21 protein-coding genes are annotated in these 20,880 nt (G+C 70.1%); 18 read left to right on the top strand and 3 right to left on the bottom strand.

The annotated features are described in order from the left end of the window. Positions 1 to 65: 65 nt before the first annotated feature. Positions 66 to 953 (bottom strand): RecB family exonuclease, encoded by an 888-nt coding sequence (locus tag NQU54_RS32755; RefSeq protein ID WP_069869031.1) that lies wholly within the window; start codon positions 951 to 953, stop codon positions 66 to 68. 128 nt (positions 954 to 1,081) lie between these two features. Here NQU54_RS32755 and NQU54_RS32750 point away from each other — a divergent pair, with 128 nt between their 5' ends. The 3 genes from NQU54_RS32750 to NQU54_RS32740 all read left to right on the top strand — a co-directional run bounded on the left by NQU54_RS32750 (position 1,082) and on the right by NQU54_RS32740 (position 4,151). After that, the gene (locus tag NQU54_RS32750; protein ID WP_257634211.1) at positions 1,082 to 2,332 is read left to right on the top strand and encodes a site-2 protease family protein; all 1,251 of its coding nucleotides are present in this window, start codon (positions 1,082 to 1,084) and stop codon (positions 2,330 to 2,332) included. A 48-nt stretch (positions 2,333 to 2,380) separates the two neighbouring features. After that, complete coding sequence (locus NQU54_RS32745; RefSeq protein ID WP_257634182.1) at positions 2,381 to 3,415, top strand: tRNA (adenine-N1)-methyltransferase; 1,035 nt, start codon at positions 2,381 to 2,383, stop codon at positions 3,413 to 3,415. Positions 3,416 to 3,551: 136 nt separating this feature from the next. After that, a complete protein-coding gene (locus tag NQU54_RS32740) occupies positions 3,552 to 4,151 on the top strand; it encodes a hypothetical protein (RefSeq protein WP_306279299.1) in 600 nt (199 codons plus the stop codon). 32 nt (positions 4,152 to 4,183) lie between these two features. Here the strand turns inward: NQU54_RS32740 and NQU54_RS32735 are convergent, their stop codons facing one another. After that, complete coding sequence (locus NQU54_RS32735; protein WP_069869034.1) at positions 4,184 to 4,507, bottom strand: ferredoxin; 324 nt, start codon at positions 4,505 to 4,507, stop codon at positions 4,184 to 4,186. A 224-nt stretch (positions 4,508 to 4,731) separates the two neighbouring features. On the opposite strand from NQU54_RS32735, the gene arc reads away from it, so the two are divergent. The 5 genes from arc (at position 4,732) to prcA (ending at position 10,417) form a co-directional block, all read left to right on the top strand. After that, positions 4,732 to 6,498 carry a proteasome ATPase gene (gene arc / locus NQU54_RS32730; RefSeq protein WP_069869120.1) on the top strand — a complete coding sequence of 589 codons (1,767 nt, stop codon included), beginning with the start codon at positions 4,732 to 4,734 and terminating at the stop codon, positions 6,496 to 6,498. 259 nt (positions 6,499 to 6,757) lie between these two features. Continuing rightward, positions 6,758 to 8,269 carry a depupylase/deamidase Dop gene (gene dop / locus NQU54_RS32725; RefSeq protein ID WP_257634180.1) on the top strand — a complete coding sequence of 504 codons (1,512 nt, stop codon included), beginning with the start codon at positions 6,758 to 6,760 and terminating at the stop codon, positions 8,267 to 8,269. Between the two features lie 135 nt (positions 8,270 to 8,404). Continuing rightward, entirely contained in the window at positions 8,405 to 8,623 is a 219-nt protein-coding gene (locus NQU54_RS32720; RefSeq protein ID WP_069869121.1) for a ubiquitin-like protein Pup, read from the top strand. 109 nt (positions 8,624 to 8,732) lie between these two features. Further along, entirely contained in the window at positions 8,733 to 9,578 is an 846-nt protein-coding gene (gene prcB, locus NQU54_RS32715; RefSeq protein ID WP_257634179.1) for a proteasome subunit beta, read from the top strand. A gap of 53 nt (positions 9,579 to 9,631) precedes the next feature. Further along, on the top strand, positions 9,632 to 10,417 hold the full coding sequence (gene prcA, locus NQU54_RS32710; RefSeq protein WP_257634178.1) for a proteasome subunit alpha: 786 nt from the start codon (positions 9,632 to 9,634) through the stop codon (positions 10,415 to 10,417). Positions 10,418 to 10,688: 271 nt separating this feature from the next. Here prcA and NQU54_RS32705 read toward each other — a convergent pair whose 3' ends face one another. After that, positions 10,689 to 11,669, bottom strand: a complete 981-nt coding sequence (locus NQU54_RS32705; protein ID WP_257634177.1) for a LacI family DNA-binding transcriptional regulator — start codon at positions 11,667 to 11,669, stop codon at positions 10,689 to 10,691. A 681-nt stretch (positions 11,670 to 12,350) separates the two neighbouring features. On the opposite strand from NQU54_RS32705, the gene NQU54_RS32700 reads away from it, so the two are divergent. From NQU54_RS32700 to tatC, 10 genes are all read left to right on the top strand, one after another. Further along, complete coding sequence (locus tag NQU54_RS32700; protein WP_257634176.1) at positions 12,351 to 13,634, top strand: MFS transporter; 1,284 nt, start codon at positions 12,351 to 12,353, stop codon at positions 13,632 to 13,634. Positions 13,635 to 13,643: 9 nt separating this feature from the next. Beyond that, positions 13,644 to 15,005 (top strand): Pup--protein ligase, encoded by a 1,362-nt coding sequence (pafA, locus tag NQU54_RS32695; protein WP_014059506.1) that lies wholly within the window; start codon positions 13,644 to 13,646, stop codon positions 15,003 to 15,005. A 113-nt stretch (positions 15,006 to 15,118) separates the two neighbouring features. Beyond that, positions 15,119 to 16,114, top strand: a complete 996-nt coding sequence (locus tag NQU54_RS32690; protein ID WP_257634175.1) for an FKBP-type peptidyl-prolyl cis-trans isomerase — start codon at positions 15,119 to 15,121, stop codon at positions 16,112 to 16,114. 39 nt (positions 16,115 to 16,153) lie between these two features. Further along, positions 16,154 to 16,528, top strand: a complete 375-nt coding sequence (locus NQU54_RS32685; RefSeq protein ID WP_257634174.1) for an FKBP-type peptidyl-prolyl cis-trans isomerase — start codon at positions 16,154 to 16,156, stop codon at positions 16,526 to 16,528. Between the two features lie 160 nt (positions 16,529 to 16,688). Continuing rightward, the gene (locus NQU54_RS32680; RefSeq protein WP_167500881.1) at positions 16,689 to 17,654 is read left to right on the top strand and encodes a helix-turn-helix transcriptional regulator; all 966 of its coding nucleotides are present in this window, start codon (positions 16,689 to 16,691) and stop codon (positions 17,652 to 17,654) included. Between the two features lie 20 nt (positions 17,655 to 17,674). After that, entirely contained in the window at positions 17,675 to 18,646 is a 972-nt protein-coding gene (locus NQU54_RS32675; protein WP_167500880.1) for a helix-turn-helix transcriptional regulator, read from the top strand. 13 nt (positions 18,647 to 18,659) lie between these two features. Then, on the top strand, positions 18,660 to 18,902 hold the full coding sequence (locus NQU54_RS32670; RefSeq protein ID WP_087684183.1) for a hypothetical protein: 243 nt from the start codon (positions 18,660 to 18,662) through the stop codon (positions 18,900 to 18,902). Positions 18,903 to 18,912: 10 nt separating this feature from the next. Further along, positions 18,913 to 19,116, top strand: coding sequence for a hypothetical protein (locus NQU54_RS32665; RefSeq protein WP_069869045.1), 204 nt, complete (start codon positions 18,913 to 18,915; stop codon positions 19,114 to 19,116). Between the two features lie 345 nt (positions 19,117 to 19,461). Continuing rightward, positions 19,462 to 19,749 carry a Sec-independent protein translocase subunit TatA gene (tatA, locus tag NQU54_RS32660; RefSeq protein ID WP_167504226.1) on the top strand — a complete coding sequence of 96 codons (288 nt, stop codon included), beginning with the start codon at positions 19,462 to 19,464 and terminating at the stop codon, positions 19,747 to 19,749. A gap of 62 nt (positions 19,750 to 19,811) precedes the next feature. Beyond that, positions 19,812 to 20,774, top strand: coding sequence for a twin-arginine translocase subunit TatC (gene tatC, locus NQU54_RS32655; RefSeq protein WP_257634173.1), 963 nt, complete (start codon positions 19,812 to 19,814; stop codon positions 20,772 to 20,774). Positions 20,775 to 20,880: the final 106 nt, after the last annotated feature.

The raw sequence follows: 20,880 nt of genomic DNA, 5'->3' as shown, positions 1-20,880 counted from the left end.
TAGCCCGCGCCCATTCTGCCCGCCCGTCTCCCACCACCACCCTCAGGGGCCGCTACGCGGCAGCCTCAATTCTGTGAAGGGATCACAGCCAGCGGATACATCGGCGGCGTACCCCCGAATTCCGGACAGTGTGCCTGGTGGTCGCACCAGCCACAGAGCCTGGTCTGACGCGGTACGAAGGCGCCGGTCTCCGTGGCCAGCCGGATCGCCTCCCACAGGGCCAGCACCTTGCGCTCCACGGCCCGCAGATCCCGCTCCTCCGGGTCGTACGTCAGCACATCCCCGCTGCCCAGATAGACCAGCTGGAGCCGCCGCGGGATCACCCCGCGCAGCCGCCACACCACCAGGGCGTAGAACTTCATCTGGAACAGGGCCTCGCCCGCGTACTGCGGCGCGGGGGCCTTGCCGGTCTTGTAGTCCACGATCCGTACATCACCTGTCGGAGCGATGTCGATCCGGTCGATGATGCCACGGAGCCTCAGCCCGGACTCGAGCTCCGTCTCCACGAACAGCTCCCGCTCCGCGGGCTCCAGACGGGTCGGATCCTCCAGCGAGAACCACTGCTCCACCAGCGTCTGGGCCCCCGTCAGCCACTCGGCCAGCCGGTCCGGCGCCGGGGCGCCGTCCTCCTCCTGGAACAGCTCCGCCAGCTCCGGCTTGGCCGCGAGCAGCCGCTCCCACTCGCCCGGCACCATCGCCCGCGCCCGCGGCGCGGTGCGCTCGGCGGCCGGGGCGTCGAAGAGCCGCTCCAGCACCGCGTGGACCACCGTGCCGCGGGTGGCCGCCGCGCTGGGCTTCTCCGGCAATTTGTCGATCACTCGGAAGCGGTACAGCAGCGGGCACCGCATGAAATCGGCCGCCCGCGAGGGTGACAACGAGGCGGCTGGAACGGATTTCGGTGGCCCGTCGGAGGGTTCGGCCTTCCCGGTGGTGGTTCCCGTGGTGGTTCCCATGGCCAAGACCCTACGACCCGCCACTGACAGCCGGACGCATACCATCGACGTTCGAGCCCCTCGCACTGCATGATCGTGGGGACCGTATCAAAAGAGGGGTGCGACGGAGCATCCGACGAGGGGACACCGTGGACAACAGCGGGCAGCGGCAGTCCGACAACGGGGAATCGGACCGCGCGACCGAGCCCGAGGACGGCAAGCAGCCGCGCCCACGCGAGGTGGGCGGCGGCTTTCTCATGGGCCGTCCCTTCGGCGTGCCCGTGTACGTCTCGCCGAGCTGGTTCCTGGTCGCCGCCCTCATCACCTGGGTCTTCGGCGGTCAGCTCGACCGGGTGCTGCCCGAGCTCGGCGCCGCCCGCTATCTGGTCTCGCTCTTCTTCGCGGTGGCCTTCTACGCCTCGGTGCTGGTGCACGAACTCGCCCACACCGTGGCCGCGCTCCGCTTCGAGCTGCCGGTGCGCCGGATCCAGCTCCAGTTCTTCGGCGGGGTCTCGGAGATCGAGAAGGAGACCGAGACCCCCGGCCGGGAGTTCGTGCTCGCCTTCGTCGGCCCGCTGCTCTCCCTGGTCCTGGCGGGCGTGTTCTACCTGGGCATGCTGGTGGTGGAGCCCGGCACGGTGCCCGGGGTGCTGCTCGCCGGGCTGATGATCTCCAACCTGATCGTGGCCGCGTTCAACCTGCTGCCCGGGCTGCCGCTGGACGGTGGGCGGATGCTGCGGGCCATCGTCTGGAAGGTCAGCGGCAAGCCCATGACCGGCACCGTCGCCGCCGCCTGGTGCGGCCGCGCGCTCGCCGTCGCGGTGCTCGTCGGGCTGCCGCTGCTCACCCAGGCGGGCGGGCTGGGCGAGGAGCCCAAGAGCTTCGGCAGCGTCGACTCGCTCACCGACGCGCTGCTGGCCGCCATACTCGCCGCGATCATCTGGACCGGTGCGGGCAACAGCCTGCGGATGGCCCGGCTGCGGGAGCGGCTGCCGGACCTGCGCGCCCGTACGCTCACCCGGCGCGCGGTGCCCGTGGCGGCCGACACCCCGCTCTCCGAGGCGCTGCGCCGGGCGAACGAGGCCGGGGCCCGCGCCCTGGTCGTGGTGGACGGCCAGGGAGCCCCGACGGCCGTGGTGCGCGAGGCCGCCATCGTGGGCGTCCCCGAGCACCGCCGACCCTGGGTCGCGGTCAGCGGTCTGGCCCAGGACCTCAAGGACGGTATGCGGGTCTCCGCCGAGCTCACCGGCGAGGAGCTGCTGGACACTCTGCGGGCCACCCCCGCCACCGAGTACCTGGTGATCGAGGAGACCGGTGAGATCTACGGGGTGCTCTCCACGGCCGATGTCGAGCGCGCCTTCGTGGCGGCCATGGCCAGGACCCCCTCGGGCCGCTCCTGAGGGCCCGGTGTGGTCCGGGCGGGCGGAAGCGCCCGGTAGGCTGTTCACATGTCCGAACCGACCGGTGCCGCCCGCCGTCGCGGGCCCTTCCAGGTCGGGGACCAGGTCCAGCTCACCGACCCCAAGGGACGCCACTACACCTTCACGCTCGAGGCCGGGAAGAACTTCCACACCCACAAGGGATCCTTCCCCCATGACGAGCTGATCGGTGCCCCCGAGGGAACCGTCGTGCGCACCACGGGAAACGTCGCGTATCTCGCGCTGCGCCCCCTGCTCCCCGACTATGTCCTGTCCATGCCACGCGGTGCCGCCGTGGTCTACCCCAAGGACGCGGGGCAGATCCTGGCGATGGCCGACATCTTCCCCGGCGCACGTGTCGTCGAGGCGGGCGTCGGTTCCGGCTCGCTCTCGATGTTCCTGCTGCGGGCCATCGGCGACCAGGGCATGCTGCACTCCTACGAGCGCCGGGCCGACTTCGCCGAGATCGCCGCCCAGAACGTCGAGCGTTACTTCGGCGCTCCGCACCCCGCCTGGCGGCTCACCGTCGGCGACCTTCAGGACAACCTCAGCGACACCGATGTGGACCGCGTGATCCTGGACATGCTCGCCCCCTGGGAGTGCCTGGAGCCGGTCTCCAAGGCGCTCGTCCCCGGCGGCATCCTGTGCGCGTACGTCGCCACCACCACCCAGCTCGCCCGCACCGTGGAGGCCATCCGCGAGCACGGCACCTTCAACGAGCCGTCGGCCTGGGAGACGATGGTGCGCACCTGGCACGTCGAGGGCCTGGCCGTGCGGCCCGACCACCGCATGATCGGCCACACCGGCTTCCTGCTCACCGCCCGCCGCCTCGCGGACGGTGTGGAGCCCCCGATGCGCCGCCGCAGGCCCGCCAAGGGCGCCTACGGCGAGGACTACGTGGGCTGGGGCACCGCGAAGGACACCGGCGCCGCGGACGCCTCCGAAGGCGGCCGGCGCGCTTCCGGCGGCCGGGACACCGCATCCGGTTCCGATGGCCGGGACACCGCTCCCCATGGGCGGGAGACCCCGTCCGGTGGCCAGGAGACCCCGGCCGGCGACTCCTGACGGCCGTCCGGTGTCCATCTGACGGACACCGGCCCGCAACAGCGCGGCGCGGCCACCGAATTCCCCGTGCGGGGGCGGTGGCCGCGCACCTGTGAGATGTGGCACGATGCGGGACACCCCCGCCGCAAGCCCTCACATGGAGTCGTCCCGCGTGCAGCCTCTGGGCCCGGATCTCGAGCACACCCACCCTCGTCCGGTGCACTGGGTCGCGACGGCGGCCGCCGTGGCCGCCGTCATCGCCGGGGGGTCGTTCTTCCAGCCCTCCGACGCCAAGGCCACCACGTCCACCGGCGTCTCCGCACCGCGCACCGGGTCGCTTCCGGCCGTCGAGGCCCCCGATCCCCGCGCCGCGGACTACCCGATGGACTGCGGACGGGCCAGGCCCGATGTCATCGACCGCGGCTCGGCGGACCTGGACGGGGACGGGCGGCCGGAGACCGTGGCCGTGGTGCGCTGCCGGACGGCGTTCGGGACCCCGCCCAGCGGTGTGTATGCGCTCTCCCAGCCGGCCGGGGCGGGCGCGGCGCCCCGGGTGGTGGCCACGTTCGTGGACCCGAAGGAAGGGATGAGCATCCGCGATTTCGCGGTGCGCGGAAAGCTGGTTTCGGCCACCTTGCTGGGATACTCCTCGGCCAAGGTTCCGCGGTGCTGTCCGGACCTGGCGCGCAAGGTCAACTGGCGGTGGCGGGACGGCAAGTTCGTTTTGAAGGCGCTGCCGGTTCCGGGGAGTGTGTGAGCGGTCACTCGCCCTGTGTCACACCGTGTGTGTCACTCCGCGTCGGGGCCGTAGACCTCGATCCGGTCCGTGACACGGCGTACATGGATGCAGTCGCCGGGGCACTCCTTCGCGGAATCCCGGACCTCGGTCAGCAGGGCCAGGGGGACCGGAGTGGTGGCACCCTTCTCCTGAAGCAGCTCATCGTCGGCGCTCTTGACGTAGGCTAGACCGTCGATGTCGAGTTCGAAGACCTCGGGAGCGTACTGGGCGCAGATGCCATCGCCGGTGCACAGATCCTGGTCAATCCAGACCTCAAGATCACCGAGCTCCTCGTTCCGCACAGTATGTCCCCTGCCGTTCCTTCGATACGCCATTCAACATTGTCTAAATATCGCCAACCCTGACGGGTGTTGACCGTGTCGACGATACAACCGCTCGCTTTCCGATGTTGTTGGGTGGGTATTCACCTGGCGTGAGGGAGTGCGCAAGGGTGAAGATCGGACACACGCCGACCGGGTTTGTGATCTAGGGGTTTCAACCCGCACCGGCCCAGGTAGGGTCAGGAAGCGTCCAGCTCCCCTTGGAGGAGGTGAGGACCGTGGCAGCCCACGACGACGACATCAACCGCGGCATCCGGCCGGGGCGGGGGTCTGACGACCCTGCCGGCCAGGTTGCCTATCTCGAGCAGGAAATCGCCGTCCTGCGCCGCAAGCTCGCCGACTCTCCGCGTCACACGAGGATTCTCGAAGAGCGGATCGTCGAGCTACAGACCAATCTGGCAGGCGTCTCCGCACAGAACGAGCGGCTCGCGAACACACTCCGTGAGGCCCGCGACCAGATCGTGGCCCTCAAGGAGGAGGTCGACCGGCTCGCGCAGCCGCCGGCCGGCTTCGGAGCCTTTCTACAGGCGAACGAGGACGGTACGGCCGACATCTTCACCGGGGGCCGTAAACTCCGGGTGAATGTCAGCCCAAGTGTCGAGCTCGACGACCTCAGGCGTGGCCAGGAGGTCATGCTCAACGAGGCGCTCAATGTGGTCGAGGCCATGGAGTTCGAGCGCGCCGGGGACATCGTCACCCTCAAGGAGGTCCTTGAGGACGGCGAGCGCGCCCTGGTGATCGGGCACACCGACGAAGAGCGGGTGGTGCGGCTGGCGGAGCCGCTGCTGCGCACCACCATTCGCCCCGGTGACGCCCTGCTGCTCGAGTCCCGGTCCGGCTATGTCTACGAGGTCGTGCCGAAGAGCGAGGTCGAGGAGCTCGTCCTCGAAGAGGTACCGGACATCGACTACAACAAGATCGGCGGTCTGGGAAACCAGATCGAGCTGATCCGCGACGCGGTCGAGCTCCCCTACCTCTACCCCGACCTCTTCAAGGAGCACGAACTGCGGCCGCCCAAGGGTGTGCTGCTGTACGGCCCGCCCGGCTGCGGCAAGACGCTGATCGCCAAGGCCGTGGCCAACTCCCTTGCCAAGAAGGTCGCCGAGGTGACCGGCAAGCCCGCGGGGAAGAGCTTCTTCCTCAACATCAAGGGCCCCGAGCTGCTCAACAAGTACGTCGGTGAGACGGAGCGGCACATCCGGCTGGTCTTCCAGCGGGCTCGGGAGAAGGCCAGCGAAGGCACGCCCGTCATCGTCTTCTTCGACGAGATGGACTCCCTCTTCCGCACCCGTGGCTCCGGGGTCAGCTCGGACGTGGAGAACACCATCGTCCCCCAGCTGCTCTCCGAGATCGACGGTGTGGAGGGCCTGGAGAATGTGATCGTCATCGGCGCCTCCAACCGTGAGGACATGATCGACCCGGCGATCCTGCGCCCCGGCCGTCTCGATGTGAAGATCAAGATCGAGCGTCCGGACGCCGAGGCCGCCAAGGACATCTTCTCGAAGTACCTGACCGAGTCCCTGCCGATCCACGGCGACGACCTCGCCGAGCACGGCGAGTCGCCCAAGGCCGCGATCGGCGGGATGATCCAGTCGGTGGTCGAGCAGATGTACACCGAATCCGAGGAGAACCGCTTCCTGGAGGTCACCTACGCCAATGGCGACAAGGAAGTCCTCTACTTCAAGGACTTCAACTCCGGCGCCATGATCCAGAACATTGTGGACCGCGCCAAGAAGATGGCGATCAAGGACTTCCTGGACCACAACCAGAAGGGCCTTCGCGTCTCCCATCTGCTCGCCGCCTGCGTGGACGAGTTCAAGGAGAACGAGGACCTGCCCAACACCACCAACCCGGACGACTGGGCCCGGATCTCCGGTAAGAAGGGCGAGCGGATCGTCTACATCCGCACCCTGGTCACCGGAAAGCAGGGCGCGGACACGGGACGCTCCATCGACACGGTGGCGAACACCGGTCAGTACCTGTAACACCGCGGTCCGGCTGCGGATGTCCTGGACGGGGCATCCGCAGCCGGATGCGCTTTTCGGACCGCATTCTTCGTATGAGTCCTACGAGCCCGACCGGAGCAATGACTGTAATGATCTCCGCAGCACCGCGTGGCCGTTCTAGGCTCTTCGGTACCGCAGTTTCGCGGCACGGGGGATCGGGGGCCGCAAATGGACCGGGAGCGCAGCGGTACTTGAGCGCCGATCCCAGCCGGGGGCGGCGCCGGGCAAGGAGGGCCGCATGACCGTACGGCGCGTGATGGGAATCGAGACGGAGTACGGGATCTCTGTCCCGGGGCACCCGAACGCCAATGCCATGCTCACCTCATCCCAGGTCGTCAACGCCTACGCGGCGGCGATGCACCGGGCGCGCCGCGCCCGCTGGGACTTCGAGGAGGAGAACCCGCTGCGGGACGCCCGCGGTTTCGACCTCGCGCGCGAGTCCGCGGACGCCAGCCAGCTCACCGACGAGGACATCGGCCTGGCCAATGTGATCCTCACCAATGGCGCACGGCTCTATGTGGACCACGCCCACCCCGAGTACTCCGCCCCCGAGGTCACCAACCCCCGGGACGCGGTGCTCTGGGACAAGGCGGGCGAGCGCATCATGGCCGAGGCCGCGGTGCGCGCCGCCGAGCTGCCCGGTGGCCAGCCCATCCACCTGTACAAGAACAACACCGACAACAAGGGCGCCTCCTACGGCACGCATGAGAACTACCTGATGAAGCGGGAGACCGCCTTCTCGGACATCGTGCGCCACCTGACGCCCTTCTTCGTCTCCCGCCAGGTCGTCACGGGCGCCGGCCGCGTCGGTGTCGGCCAGGACGGCCATGAGCACGGCTTCCAGATCAGCCAGCGGGCCGACTACTTCGAGGTCGAGGTCGGCCTGGAGACCACGCTCAAGCGCCCGATCATCAACACCCGCGACGAACCGCACGCCGACGCCGAGAAGTACCGCCGGCTCCACGTGATCATCGGGGACGCCAACCTCTCCGAGCTCTCGACCTACCTCAAGCTGGGCACCACCGCCCTGGTCCTGTCGATGATCGAGGACGGCTTCATCGCCGTGGACCTCGCCGTGGACCAGCCGGTGCGCACCCTGCACCAGGTCTCGCACGACCCGACCCTGCGCCGTCTCGTCACGCTGCGCAGCGGCCGTACGCTCACCGCGGTGCAGCTCCAGATGGAGTACTTCGAGCTCGCCCGCAAATACGTCGAGGACCGCTACGGCGCGGACGCCGACGAGCAGACCCGGGACGTCCTGACCCGCTGGGAGGACGTGCTGAACCGGCTGGAGCGCGATCCCATGAGCCTGTCCGGTGAGCTGGACTGGATCGCCAAGCGTGAGCTGCTGGAGGGCTACCGCCGGCGGGACGCCCTGGACTGGGACGCGGCCCGGCTCCATCTGGTGGACCTCCAGTACGCCGACGTACGCCCCGACAAGGGCCTGTACAACCGTCTGGTGGCCCGCGGCAAGATGAAGCGGCTGCTGGACGACGAGGACATCGCACGCGCCCAGAACAAGCCCCCGGAGGACACCCGCGCCTACTTCCGCGGCCGCTGCCTCGAGCAGTACGCGGACGATGTGGCCGCGGCCTCCTGGGACTCGGTGATCTTCGACCTGCCAGGTCGTGACTCTCTGCAACGGGTCCCCACGCTGGAGCCGCTGCGCGGCACCCGGAACCACGTGAAGGAGCTGCTGGACCGCTGCCGCACGGCCGAGGACCTGGTCCGGGTGCTGTCCGGAGGCTGAAATGCCCTTGGGCCGGGAATCATCGAGGTGGCCTCCGTGCGTTGTAGCGAGTGGGAGGCCGATGTCGGACCCGGCTTGTAGGGTCTGATCTTGAGACCGATCGAATCAGCGGGCGAACCGAGCGGGGTGAGGGATATGGCGACCAAGGACACTGGCGGCGGTCAGCAGAAGGCGTCGCGCTCGACCGAGGAGGTCGAGGAGCAGACGCAGGACGCACAGGCCGCGGAGGACCTCAAGGAGCGGCAGGAGAAGCTCTCGGACGACGTGGACTCCGTCCTGGACGAGATCGACGACGTGCTCGAGGAGAACGCGGAGGACTTCGTGAGGTCTTTCGTCCAGAAGGGCGGACAGTAAGGCGCGTCTTCTCCGTCCTGCGTCCCCGTGGAAGGGACGCAGGACGGATGACTTGCATGGCCAGGGGTATGGTCCGTGCAGAATTTCAAGATCTGGTGGAAGGAAACGTGTGGAAGCCAACACTCGTAGCACAGGGCGTCTGCCGGCTGCCTTCCTGACGCCCGGCTCCTCGTCGTTCATGGACTTCCTGGGTGACCACTCGCCCGAGCTGCTTCCGGGGAACCGTCCGCTGCCCGCGGTGCAGGGCGCCATCGAGGCCCCCCACGGCACCACCATCGTGTCGCTGACCTTCGCCGGCGGTGTGGTGCTCGCCGGTGACCGCCGCGCCACCATGGGCAATGTCATCGCGCAGCGTGACATCGAGAAGGTCTTCCCCGCCGACGAGTACTCGGCCGTCGGGATCGCGGGGACCGCCGGTATCGCCGTGGAGATGGTCAAGCTCTTCCAGCTCGAGTTGGAGCACTTCGAGAAGGTCGAGGGCACCGTGCTCTCGCTCGAGGGCAAGGCGAACAGGCTGTCGACCATGATCCGCGGCAACCTCGGCATGGCGATGCAGGGGCTCGCCGTGGTCCCGATCTTCGCGGGGTGGGACGTCGACCGGGAGAAGGGCCGCATCTTCTCCTACGACGTGACCGGGGGGCGTTCGGAAGAGCGCGGCTTCGCCGCCACCGGCTCGGGCTCGATGTTCGCCCGGGGCGCGCTCAAGAAGCTCTACCGCGAGGACCTGAGCGAGGAGCAGGCCGCCACCGCCGTGCTTCAGGCGCTCTATGACGCGGCCGACGACGATTCGGCGACCGGAGGGCCGGATCTCGCCCGCCGTATTTATCCGATCGTCACCTCCATCACCGAGGACGGTTTCAAGAGGTTCAGCGAAGGCGAGGTGTCCGAGCTCGCCCGTGCCATCCACGAACGACGTCTCGAAGAGCCCGACGGCCCCCGCGCCGCCCTGCTCTGAGAGGACGGTCCAACCGGAATGCATTCGCCAATGACAGAAGGGACGGACAGCCGGTGACGACGCCGTTCTATGTTTCTCCTCAGCAGGCCATGGCAGACCGCGCCGAATACGCCCGTAAGGGCATCGCGCGCGGCCGCAGCGTGGTCGTGCTCCAGTACACCGACGGCATCGTCTTCGTTGCGGAGAACCCGTCCCGCGCGCTGCACAAGGTCAGCGAGATCTATGACCGGATCGCCTTCGCGGCGGTCGGTAAGTACAACGAATTCGAGAATCTGCGCATCGGCGGTGTCCGTTACGCCGATCTGCGTGGCTATACCTACGACCGCGAGGACGTCACCGCGCGCGGGCTGGCGAATGTCTACGCCCAGACCCTGGGCACGATCTTCTCCAGCGCCGCCGAGAAGCCGTACGAGGTCGAGCTGATCGTCGCCGAGGTCGGGGAGGGCCCCGAGGACGACCAGATCTACCGCCTTCCGCACGACGGCTCCATCGTGGACGAGCACGGCTCGGTCGCCGTCGGTGGCAACGCCGACCAGATCAGCAGCTATCTCGACCAGCGCCACCGGGACGGCATGACCCTCGCCGAGGCACTCAAGCTGGCCGTCGACTCGCTCTCCCGCGACAACAACGGCGGGGAGCGCAGCCTCACCGCCGAGCAGCTCGAGGTCGCGGTCCTGGACCGCACCCGCCGCCCCCAGAAGCGCAAGTTCAAGCGCGTCCTGGGCCGCCAGCTCTCCCAGCTCATGGAGCCGGGAGAGGGCGGGCCGGACTCGGCGGCGCCGGAGGCGTCGTCCGAGGCATCCGAGGCGGAGGAGCCCACGTCGGACTCCGAGGACTGACCCACCCCGCCACCGTTTCGTCTCTCCACCACCGCCGCCCCGGGCCCACCCGGGACGGCGGTGGCGTTATGGGGCCGCGAGGCACGCGGGCCGCTGACGCCCGGTGCGCGCCAGCGAGGCCCAGGGCTCGGCCTGGCCGGGAGTGCCCCTCGGGGTGGCGTGGCCGGTGGGTCGCAGTTCGGCGGGCGCCCCCGGCGCGCGGTCACGTCCGAAGTGGGTCGTGGGCCGCTGCTCGTCCCCGCGGCGACCGTGGCGGCGGCCCCGAGGTCGGTCAGGGCCGCGGGGGAGGGGCCGTGGAGCTCCGGGGGATCAGGTCGACGGGTAGCACGGTGTCCTGGGGGGTCTCGCCGTCCAGGAGTGTCATCAGGGCCCGCATACCGGCCGCGCCCACCGCCTCCGCGGGGAGCCGGACCGTGGTCAGCTCCGGTTCCACCGCCGTGGCCAGGGCCAGATCGTCGAAGCCGGTCACCGAGACGTCGTCCGGGATACGCAGGCCCAGCCGCCGGGCCGCCTTGCAGGCGCCAGCGGCCAAGATGTCGTCGTCGCAGACGAGCGCGGTCGGCCGGGGCCCGGGGCGGGCCAGGACACGTTCGGCGGCCCGGCGGCCCTCCTCGACGCTCAGCCCCGCCGGTTCGGTGCTCAGCGCGGCGCCCGGGACCTCGCTCACCGCCTCCGCCAGGGCCCGGGCGCGGACCCGGAAGGTCCAGGAGTCCACCGCGGCCGCGAGATGCGCCACCCGGCGGTGCCCGAGCCTCAGCAGATGCCCCGCCGCCTGCCGCGCCCCGTCCGCGATATCGAGGTTGACCGTGGCCGCCGCGGCCGCGTCGTCCGGGTCGCTGTCGAGCATCACCAGCGGCAGCCCGCCGCCGCGCACCGCGGCCAGCGCGTCGGCGGCCATGGAGGAGGCGATCACCCCGTCCAGCGAGGCGCGCGCCGAGTCGAACGGGTCCCGGGCCGGGCCCACGCCCTCGGGGGACGGGTAGAGCACCACGCCGAAGCCATGGTCGGCGGCGACCCGCTCGGCGCCGGTGTAGACGCGGGCGAAGAACTCGGTCGTCAGGGCGGGCACCACCAGGAGCACGGTCCTGGTGCGGCCCAGGCGGAGGCTGCGGGCCGCCAGGTTGGGGCGGTAGCCGAGGTCGCGGGCGGCGGCGCGCACGGTCTCCGCGGTGCGCTCGGAGACCCGTCCGGGCCACTTCTCGCCGAGCACCAGGGACACGGTCGCCTGGGACACGCCCGCCACGCGCGCCACGTCCCGGCTCGTCGCCCGTCCCGCGGCGGGCCGTCCAGCGGCCGCCCCGCCGCTGCCTGGGCTCCCGCCGCTGCCCGAGGTCCGGCCGCCGCTCGGGTTCTCGTTGTCTGGGCTTCCGCTGCTGCCCGGGTTCGCGTCGCTGCGTGGGCTTCTGTCGCTGCCCGAGGTCCGGCCGCCACCCGGGCTCCCGTTGCCTGGGCTTTCGTCGCTATTTGGGCTTCCGCCGTCGCCCGGGTTCCTGCTGTCTGGGCTTCCGCTGCTGCCCGGGTTCGCGTCGCTGCGTGGGCTTCTGTCGCTGCCCGAGGTCCGGCCGCCGCCCAGGCTCCCGCCGCCTGGGCTCGCGCCGCCTGGGCTCTCGCCGCCGTCCGGGCCTCCGCTGCACGGGTCGCCGTCCAGGCCCCCGCCCCGCGCGGGCTCACCCGTTCGGCCGGTTCCCCGGGAACCTTTCCCGGTGGTTCCGGCGGCCCCGTCCGCCGCGTGGGTGCGGTCCGCGTTCGTCACCATCGCCTCCGCTCCCTCCGCCGCCGGGTGTCTCGCCGCCGGCTGCTCATTTCGGCCCGCGAGTGGACCCGCGGTGGCGGCCATGGTACGTATGACGCTGGCAGTTATACGTACAACGTCACACATGACCCGCGAGGCACTCGCGACAACCCACCAGGATTTCGCAGGAAGGGGCAGGCAATGGCGGCTGGCTACGGGGAACTGCTGCGCACCCCGCACGCGGCACGGCTGCTCATCGGCACACTGCTGGGACGGCTTCCGAACGCCACCGCCGCCCTCGCCGTGCTGCTCTTCGCCCGTGCCGAGGGCGGCAGCTACGCCCTCGCCGGGGGACTGTCGGCCGTCTACGGCGCGGCCAACGCGGTGGGTCAGCCGCTGCTGGGCCGGGCCGTGGACCGCCTCGGCCAGCCCCGGGTGATGCTGCCCGCCGCCGTGGCCTCCGCGCTCGGGATGGTGCTGTTCGCCGTCGTCGGGCTGGAACCGCTGCCCGTGGCGTACGCGGCGATGCTGATCGCCGGCCTGTTCACCCCGCCGCTGGAGGGCGGGCTGCGGGCGCTGTGGCCCTCGGTGCTGCGGCGCGAGGACCAGGTGCACGCGGCGTACGCGCTGGACGCCGTGGCCCAGGAGGTGATGTTCGCCCTAGGCCCGCTGCTGGTCACCCTCGCCGTGGCCCTGTGGTCCGAGGCGGCCGCGCTGCTGGTCATCAACGTCATCGGGGTCGCCGGCGCGCTCTCCGTCGTGGTGTCGCGGCCCTCGCGGCAGTGGCGCTCCGCACCGCGCGAGGCGCACTGGCTGGGCGCGCTGCGCTCACCCGGGCTGCTGGTGCTGCTCGGCTCGTTCTTCTTCATCGGGCTCGCCCTCGGCGCGATCGCGGTGGCCGCGGTGGCCTACGCCGACGAGCACGGCGGCGGCGCGGTCTCCAGCGCGCTGCTCTCCGCCCTCGGCGTGGGCGCGCTGGCCGGCGGCATCGTCTACGGCGGCCGCACCTGGCCCGGGGCACCCGAACGGCGGCTGCGGCTGCTCGTGGCCGCGCTGGCGCTGGGCTATCTGCCGCTCATGCTGGTGCCGGGCGTCGTCACGATGACCGTCCTGGCCGGGGTGGCGGGCGTGTTCCTGGCCCCGGCGCTGGCCTGCGCCTTCGTCGTGGTGGACCGACACGCGCCCTCCGGCACGGTCACCGAGGCGTTCTCCTGGCTGGTGACCACCTTCGTGGTGGGCAACGCGGCCGGGACCGCCGTGGCGGGGCCCGCCGTCCAGCTCGGCGGAGTGGCCCCCGGATTCGCGGTGCCCGCGGCCGGTGGAGTGGCCGCGCTGGCGGTGCTGCTGGCCGCCCAGCGGTTCCTCCTGGAGGGGCCACGCCCCGTCGTCCGGCCGACCGCGTACCGAACACCGGGTGAACCCGGCGCGGAAAATGATCGCAACCATGCCGCCGAACCCGGTTTCAGAGCACGCCATCAGGCGTAATGTTCAGGCATGGACCGCCGCATTTTCGGGCTGGAGAACGAGTACGGCGTCACGTGCACATTCAGGGGACAGCGCCGGTTGTCTCCTGACGAAGTGGCGCGGTACCTCTTCCGCCGTGTCGTCTCCTGGGGCCGCAGCAGCAATGTCTTCCTGCGCAACGGTGCCCGCCTCTATCTCGATGTGGGCTCGCACCCGGAATACGCAACCCCCGAGTGCGACAACGTGACAGAGCTGGTCACCCACGACAAAGCAGGCGAGCGCATTCTCGAGGGTCTGCTCGTGGACGCGGAACGCCGCCTGCACGAGGAGGGAATCGCGGGCGACGTCTATCTCTTCAAGAACAACACCGACTCCGCGGGCAACTCCTACGGCTGCCACGAGAACTATCTGGTGGCACGGCACGGGGAGTTCTCCCGGCTCGCCGACATCCTCATTCCGTTCCTGGTGACGCGGCAGCTGCTGTGCGGCGCGGGCAAGGTCCTCCAGACCCCGCGCGGTGCCGTCTACTGCGTCAGCCAGCGCGCCGAGCACATCTGGGAGGGCGTCAGCTCCGCGACGACCCGCTCCCGGCCGATCATCAACACCCGCGACGAACCGCACGCCGACGCCGAGCGCTACCGCCGGCTGCATGTCATCGTGGGCGACTCCAACATGTCCGAGACCACCATGCTGCTCAAGGTCGGCGCCACCGACCTGGTGCTCCGCATGATCGAGGCGGGCACGGTGATGCGCGACCTGACCCTGGAGAACCCCATCCGGGCCATCCGCGAGGTCAGCCATGACATCACCGGGCAGCGCAAGGTGCGGCTCGCCAGCGGGCGCGAGGCGTCCGCCCTGGAGGTGCAGCAGGAGTACTACGAGAAGGCCGTCGACTTCTGCGAGCGCCGGGGCATCCGCACCGGCATGGTCGAGCGCGTCCTCGAGCTGTGGGGCCGCACCCTGGACGCGATCCGCACCGAGGAGCTCGACCGGATCGGCACCGAAATCGACTGGGTGATGAAGTACAAGCTCATCGAGCGGTACCGGGCCAAGAACAACATCACGATGTCGCATCCGCGCATCGCCCAGATAGACCTCGCCTACCACGACATCCACCGCCGCCGCGGGCTCTACTACCTGCTGGAGAAGCGCGGCCAGGCGGCCCGGGTCTGCAACGACTTGAAGATCTTCGAGGGCAAGTCGGTACCACCGCAGACCACCCGTGCCCGGCTGCGCGGCGACTTCATCCGCCGGGCCCAGGAGCAGCGCCGCGATTTCACCGTCGACTGGGTGCATCTGAAGCTCAATGACCAGGCACAGCGCACCGTGCTGTGCAAGGACCCGTTCCGTTCGGTAGACGACCGGGTGGAGAAGCTCATCGCCGGTATGTGACCGGCGTACGGCTTACCTTCCCCTCGGGCCCCGTGCGTTCTCCGGACGGGGCCCGAGTCACGTCGTAGAGTGGCCCGCATTGGCCATCGCAAGATCTACCTAACGAGGACTCCGTGCGTCGACGCTCCGTACTCCTTGCCGTGCCCGCGGGCCTGCTGACCCTCGCGGGCTGCGGTGACGAAGAATCAGGGTCCGACAAGACCAAGCCGTCCCAGGAGCCGACGAACCAGAGTCCCTCACCGGCCCCCACCGGCAAGATCGTCTCCGGACCGGTGCCGGCCATTACCGCGGGTAAGAAGTTCGGCGAGAAGCCGAAGATCGCCAAGGGCACGGGGAAGCCGTCACAGGATCTCGCGGTCAAGACGATCAGCCAGGGCGATGGCAGGAAGACGGCCAAGGGCGACTGGATCCAGATCAACTACCTGGCGCAGATCTGGGACACCGGGAAGGTCATCGACAACACCTTCGACAAGAAGAAGACCGCGGCCTTCCCGATCGGCAAGGGCCAGGTCCTCCCGGGCTGGGACCAGGGACTGCTGGGCCGCAACCTCGGCAGCCGGCTGGAGCTGGCCGTCCCGCCCGCGTACGCGTACGGCAAGCAGGGCCAGCCGCAGGCCGGTATCAAGGGCACCGACACGCTGGTCTTCGTGATCGACCTGGTGGGCGCCTTCGACGCCAAGAGCTCGGCCAAGGGCCGCAAGGTGGAGCAGTCCGACGCAGACCTGCCCAAGGTGTCCACCAACACCGACGGCAAGGCGCCCTCCATCACCGTCCCCAAGAAGTCCGCGCCCAAGAAGCTGGTCTCCGAGTACGTCATCGAGGGTGACGGCAAGGAGGTCAAGAAGACCGACGCCCTGCTCGTCCAGTACAAGGGTGTGCTGTGGGACGGCGGCAAGGAGTTCGACTCCACCTACAAGCGCGGCGAGCTCGCCCAGTTCTCGCTCCAGCAGGTGGTCAAGGGCTGGTCGCAGGGGCTGACCGGCAAGAAGGTGGGCAGCCGGGTGCTGATCGTCGTGCCCCCGGACCTGGGCTACGGCAAGGCCGCCCAGAAGGGGATCCCGGCCAACTCCACGCTGGTGTTCTCCGTGGACATCCTGGCGGTTCTGTAACCTGTGCGGGTTGCCCACAACGTCACAAGGAGCAATTTCGTGAGCATCGAGAAGCCCGAGGTCGACTTCCCGGGCGGCGAGCCGCCGGCCGCGCTGGAGATCAAGGACATCTGGGAGGGCGACGGGCCCGAGGCCAAGGCCGGCGACAACATCGCCGTGCACTATGTGGGCGTCTCCTTCAGCACAGGTGAGGAGTTCGACGCGAGCTACAACCGCGGCACCCCGCTGCGGATCCAGCTCGGGGTGGGCCAGGTCATCTCCGGCTGGGACCAGGGCCTCCAGGGGATGAAGGTCGGCGGCCGCCGGCAGCTCATCATCCCGCCGCACCTCGGCTACGGCGACCGGGGCGCCGGTGGCGGCCGGATCAAGCCGGGCGAAACGCTGATCTTCGTCTGCGACCTGATCTCCGTCTGAGACAGCTGGTCTCCGTCCGGGACCGCGCGCGTCGGGCCGAGGGCTCCTGCCGGTGGGCAGGGGCCCTCGGCTTTTGCCGACAGGCGGCGGCCCTCGGCTTTTGCCGCGCGTCCCGGTAGCGGTACGGTCACGTGCGTAAGGTCACGAAGAAAGGGCGTCGATGGCGATTGCCAAGGCCGAGCGGCTGATGAACCTGGCCCTGTGCCTGCTGGGAACGCGGCGTCCGCTGACCAAACGGGAGTTGCGGGGCTCCATAGAGGCGTATCTCCAGACCGATACGGCCAATGACGAAGCGTTCAACCGTATGTTCGAACGCGACAAGGACGACCTGCGTGAACTCGGCCTGATCATCGAAACGGTGGAGGGCATCGACGGCGAGATCGGCTATCTCGCCCGCCGGGACAGCAACCGCCTCCCGCCGATCACCCTCGACGCCGAGGAGGCCGCCGCTCTCGGCCTTGCCGCCAAGGTCTGGCAGCAGGCCCGGCTCGCGGGCGCCGCGAGCGGCGCGCTCCAGAAGCTGCGCGCCGCCGGGATGCCGCTCGCCGACGATCCGTACGACACGCCCGGGCACAGCGCTCTGGAGCCGCGTATCCCGGTCCATGAGAGCGCCTTCGAACCGCTGATGCTCGCCTGCCGCGACCGCCGCCCCGTCCTCTTCGACTACCGCAAGGCGAACGCCGCACGCCCCGAGCAGCGGCAGGTCGAGCCCTGGACCCTGGAGTCCTGGCGCGGCCACTGGTATCTCGCCGGATGGGACCGGGAGCGCGCCGCCGAGCGGGTCTTCCGGCTCTCCCGGATCACCGGCCGGGTCCGGCTGCGGTCCGACGCGTTCACCGCCGAGGTGCCCGACCACGTCACCGTCCGGGGGACCGTGGAGACCTGGGCGGGCGAGACCGCCACCGGCACCGCCCGGATCAGGCTGCGCTCGGGCCACGGCTATCCGCTGCGGGCGAAGGCGCTGTCCGCCCGGGCGGCCGGTGAGGGCTGGGACGAGCTGGAGATTCCCTACGGGCACGGGCTGGACGCCTGGCTCGTGGAGTTCGGCCCGGATGTGGTCGTACTGGCGCCCGACGAGCTGCGGGCGGATGTCGTGGACCGGCTGCGCGCGGTCGCCAAGGGCTGAGGGGACGGACCGACTTCATCATGGCCGGAAACGCCATTGACCAGACCCGGCGGATGCTCTCCCTGGTGACATATTTGCGCGAGCGCCCCGGCGCCCGCGTCACCGATGTCGCCCGGGCCTTCGGCATCACCGAGGACGAGCTGATCGCCGACCTCGATGTGCTGCCGCTGTGCGGCACCAGCTTCCGCGGCGGCGATCTGCTGGACATCGACACCGACGGGGAGCGGATCTGGTGGCACAACCCGAACGCCTCCGGCACCAGCACAGCCGAACCGCTGCGGCTGGCGGCCGACGAGGCCACCGCGCTGCTGGTCGCCGCCCGCGCCGTCGCCACCCTCCCCGGGCTGCGCGAGGGCGACCGGGAGGCGCTGCTGCGGGCCACCGCCAAGCTGGAGGCCGCGGCGGGTGAGGCGGCCGGCGCCAGCTCCCGGCTCTCGGTGATCTTCGAGTCGGAGGGCGGTGTCTTCGCCGAAGTCGACCGCGCCATCTCCGAGCGCCGCAGGCTGTGGCTGCGCTACTACTCACCCGCGCGCGACGAGATCACCGAGCGCGAGGTCGACCCGATCCGGCTCTTCACCGTGGGCCGCACCTACATGGAGGCGTGGTGCCGCCTCTCCGAGGCGCGGCGGACCTTCCGGCTCGACCGGGTCGTCGAGATCAAGCTGCTGGACGAGGCGTCCGATCCGCCGCCGATCGAGCTGCGCGACCTCTCCGAGCTGTCCACCGCGCTGGTGCAGACCGGAGCCGAGGACCCCGAGGTGGTCGTCGAGGTCGGCCCCGGCGGGCGCTGGGTCGCCGAGTACTACCCGCACGACAGCGCGGATGAGCTGCCCGACGGCGGCCTCCGGATCACGCTGCGCGCGCCCGACCCCGGCTCGCTGCGGCGCCTCGCGCTGCGGCTGGGCAGAGACGGCAGGATCGTCTCGCCACAGGGGCTCGCGGACAGTGCTCGGGACGCGGCGCGGCAGGCGCTCGCGGCGTACGGTGAGTGAAGGGACGCACACAGTGACCGCACGGGGGAGTGCCGCATCGGTGGTCTTCAAGGCCGCCTGTCCGGAGTGCCGGGGCCGGTTCGAGCTGGCCGCGGGCGCGCTGCGGCTGGCGATCGGCGCCAGCGACCGCACCACCTTCTACTCCTTCACCTGCCCCGACTGCGGCAGCGTGGTGCGCAAACCGGCGGGGGAGCGGATCGTGGAGCTGCTCACCGGTGGCGGGGTGCGTACGCTCCGGCTGCACTCCACCGTCTAGGCTCTGCCGCATGCTCTGGCCGATGCTCGCCCTCGCCCTCGCCTTCTGCGGAATCGCCGTTCTCGCCGTGCTCGCGGCGCGGGTCTACGCGGAGGTCCGCGGGCTGGCCCGGCAGGTGTCGGACAGCTCGCGGCGGATCACCCGGGCCGCGGAGGACCTGGAGCGGGCGTCGGCTCCGCTGGGCAACCACGTCGACGCTTTGCGTCGCGAGTGAGGGGTCGCTTTGCGTCGGGAATGAGGGGTCGCTCTGTGCCGCGAATAGGGGTCGCTCCGCGTCGGGAGTAAGGGCCGCCCCGCGTCGGGACCAGGGGCCGCCCCGCGCCCGGGGGACGGGAGTGACCGCTGACGGGCGCCCTGCTGTGCTACGGCCAAGCGGGGTACGCTGACATTTCGTGGCCCTGGCTTCGAGGCGGAGGGCCGCAACCCGAAGTCCGCATGGGGATTGCTTCCGGTTTACCCCTGCGCGCTACGATCGCTGACAGCACGGCTGCCGGACACCTGTCCGACCGGTCGGGCCGACCCACCCCCAGCCGCCTCGGTGAGAAGGTAGACGCTTATGCTGTTCGGAAAGATCGGCGTTCCCGAGATTCTCCTCATCCTTGTCGTCGTGCTGCTGCTGTTCGGTGCCAAGAAGCTGCCGGACATGGCTCGCTCGCTGGGCAAGTCGGCCCGGATCCTCAAGAGCGAGGCGAAGGCGATGAAGGCGGAGGGTCAGCAGAGCGCGACGCCCGCGGACCCGCCCACCCCCGGCCAGGACGACGCCACGCACCGCACGATCCAGGCCGCGCCCGGAGACGTGACCAGCTCGCGCCCGGTGTCGGAGCCGAGCGACACCACCAAGCGCTGAATCAGGGCCACTTGAAGGCGGCACGAAGGGCCGCCACCGGACGCACGAGATGAGGACGTGGGTTGCTCAAGTCTGCCCGCAAGAAGGAGAAGGACCCCGAGGGGCGGATGCCCCTTGCCGAGCACCTGCGTGAGCTGCGCAACCGGTTGCTCAAATCGGTCCTGGCGATCTGCGTGGTCACGGTCGTCGCGATGTTCTTCTATATGGACATCGCCAAGTTCCTGATGCAGCCGGTGCTGGACGCCGTCGGCTGTGGTGGGGTATCGCTCTCCGATCTCTCGGGTAGCGGGAGCAAGGGCCACGACTGCGCCTACTTCACCGTGAACGGTCTGCTGTCGCCGTTCACGATCATGCTGAAGGTCTCCTTCACGACCGGTTTGGTGGTGGCCACCCCGGTCTGGCTGTACCAGCTGTGGGCCTTCCTCGCGCCCGGGCTGCACCGCAACGAGAAGAAGTACGGCCTGTTCTTCGTCGGGCTCGGCGTACCGCTGTTCGTCGGCGGCGCGTACTTCGCGTACATGATCCTGCCGACCAGCGCCAAGGTCCTCATCGGCTTCACCCCCGAAGGGGCCAACAACCTCCTCCCGCTGGACGACTTCCTCGATCTGCTGGCCCGGATGGTCGTCGTCTTCGGGCTCGCCTTCGAGCTTCCGCTGCTGCTGATCCTGCTGAACTTCACGGGCGTCATCAGCGGACGCCGGATGCTCGGCTGGTGGCGCGCCATGATCATGGGCATCACGGTCTTCGGCGCCATCGCCACCCCCAGCACCGACCCGATCGGCATGTTCGCCCTGGCCGGACCGGTCGTCGTGCTCTACTTCGGCGCCGTCGGCGTCGCCCTGATCAATGACCGGCGCAAGGCGCGCCGCCGCGCCGCCGACCCGGACTTCGGCCTGAGCGACGACGAGGCGTCCCAGCTGGATCTGACGCCCGAGGCCGTCGCCGCGCCCAGCGCCGCGCCGGAGCTCACCGACGGGGACGACTCCGGCACCACCCGGCGCAACGGCTACGACGACGTCACATAGCCGCCCGCGGCCGTAGCCGACCGGCGCCCGCGGTACGCGGCGGCGCCCCGCGGCGAGCGGCCGTACGCGGCCCGTACCCGGCCGGACCGTGCCCGCCCACCGTTCG

Origin of the sequence: Streptomyces malaysiensis subsp. samsunensis, assembly GCF_024519315.1 — a bacterium.
In the GTDB taxonomy this organism is placed as follows: domain Bacteria; phylum Actinomycetota; class Actinomycetes; order Streptomycetales; family Streptomycetaceae; genus Streptomyces; species Streptomyces malaysiensis.
The sequence above is the reverse complement of the archived record's forward strand: the minus strand, read 5'-3'. Positions and strand labels throughout refer to the sequence as shown.

Coding starts and splice junctions, on each gene's coding strand:
- NQU54_RS32745 (WP_257634182.1), top strand. CDS start 2,381: ATGTCCGAACCGACCGGTGCCGCCCGCCGTCGCGGGCCCTTCCAGGTC.
- NQU54_RS32700 (WP_257634176.1), top strand. CDS start 12,351: ATGGCGGCTGGCTACGGGGAACTGCTGCGCACCCCGCACGCGGCACGG.
- dop (WP_257634180.1), top strand. CDS start 6,758: ATGACCGTACGGCGCGTGATGGGAATCGAGACGGAGTACGGGATCTCT.
- pafA (WP_014059506.1), top strand. CDS start 13,644: ATGGACCGCCGCATTTTCGGGCTGGAGAACGAGTACGGCGTCACGTGC.
- NQU54_RS32665 (WP_069869045.1), top strand. CDS start 18,913: ATGCTCTGGCCGATGCTCGCCCTCGCCCTCGCCTTCTGCGGAATCGCC.
- NQU54_RS32680 (WP_167500881.1), top strand. CDS start 16,689: ATGGCGATTGCCAAGGCCGAGCGGCTGATGAACCTGGCCCTGTGCCTG.
- NQU54_RS32720 (WP_069869121.1), top strand. CDS start 8,405: ATGGCGACCAAGGACACTGGCGGCGGTCAGCAGAAGGCGTCGCGCTCG.
- NQU54_RS32675 (WP_167500880.1), top strand. CDS start 17,675: ATGGCCGGAAACGCCATTGACCAGACCCGGCGGATGCTCTCCCTGGTG.
- NQU54_RS32735 (WP_069869034.1), bottom strand. CDS start 4,507: ATGGCGTATCGAAGGAACGGCAGGGGACATACTGTGCGGAACGAGGAG.
- NQU54_RS32755 (WP_069869031.1), bottom strand. CDS start 953: ATGGGAACCACCACGGGAACCACCACCGGGAAGGCCGAACCCTCCGAC.
- NQU54_RS32740 (WP_306279299.1), top strand. CDS start 3,552: ATGGAGTCGTCCCGCGTGCAGCCTCTGGGCCCGGATCTCGAGCACACC.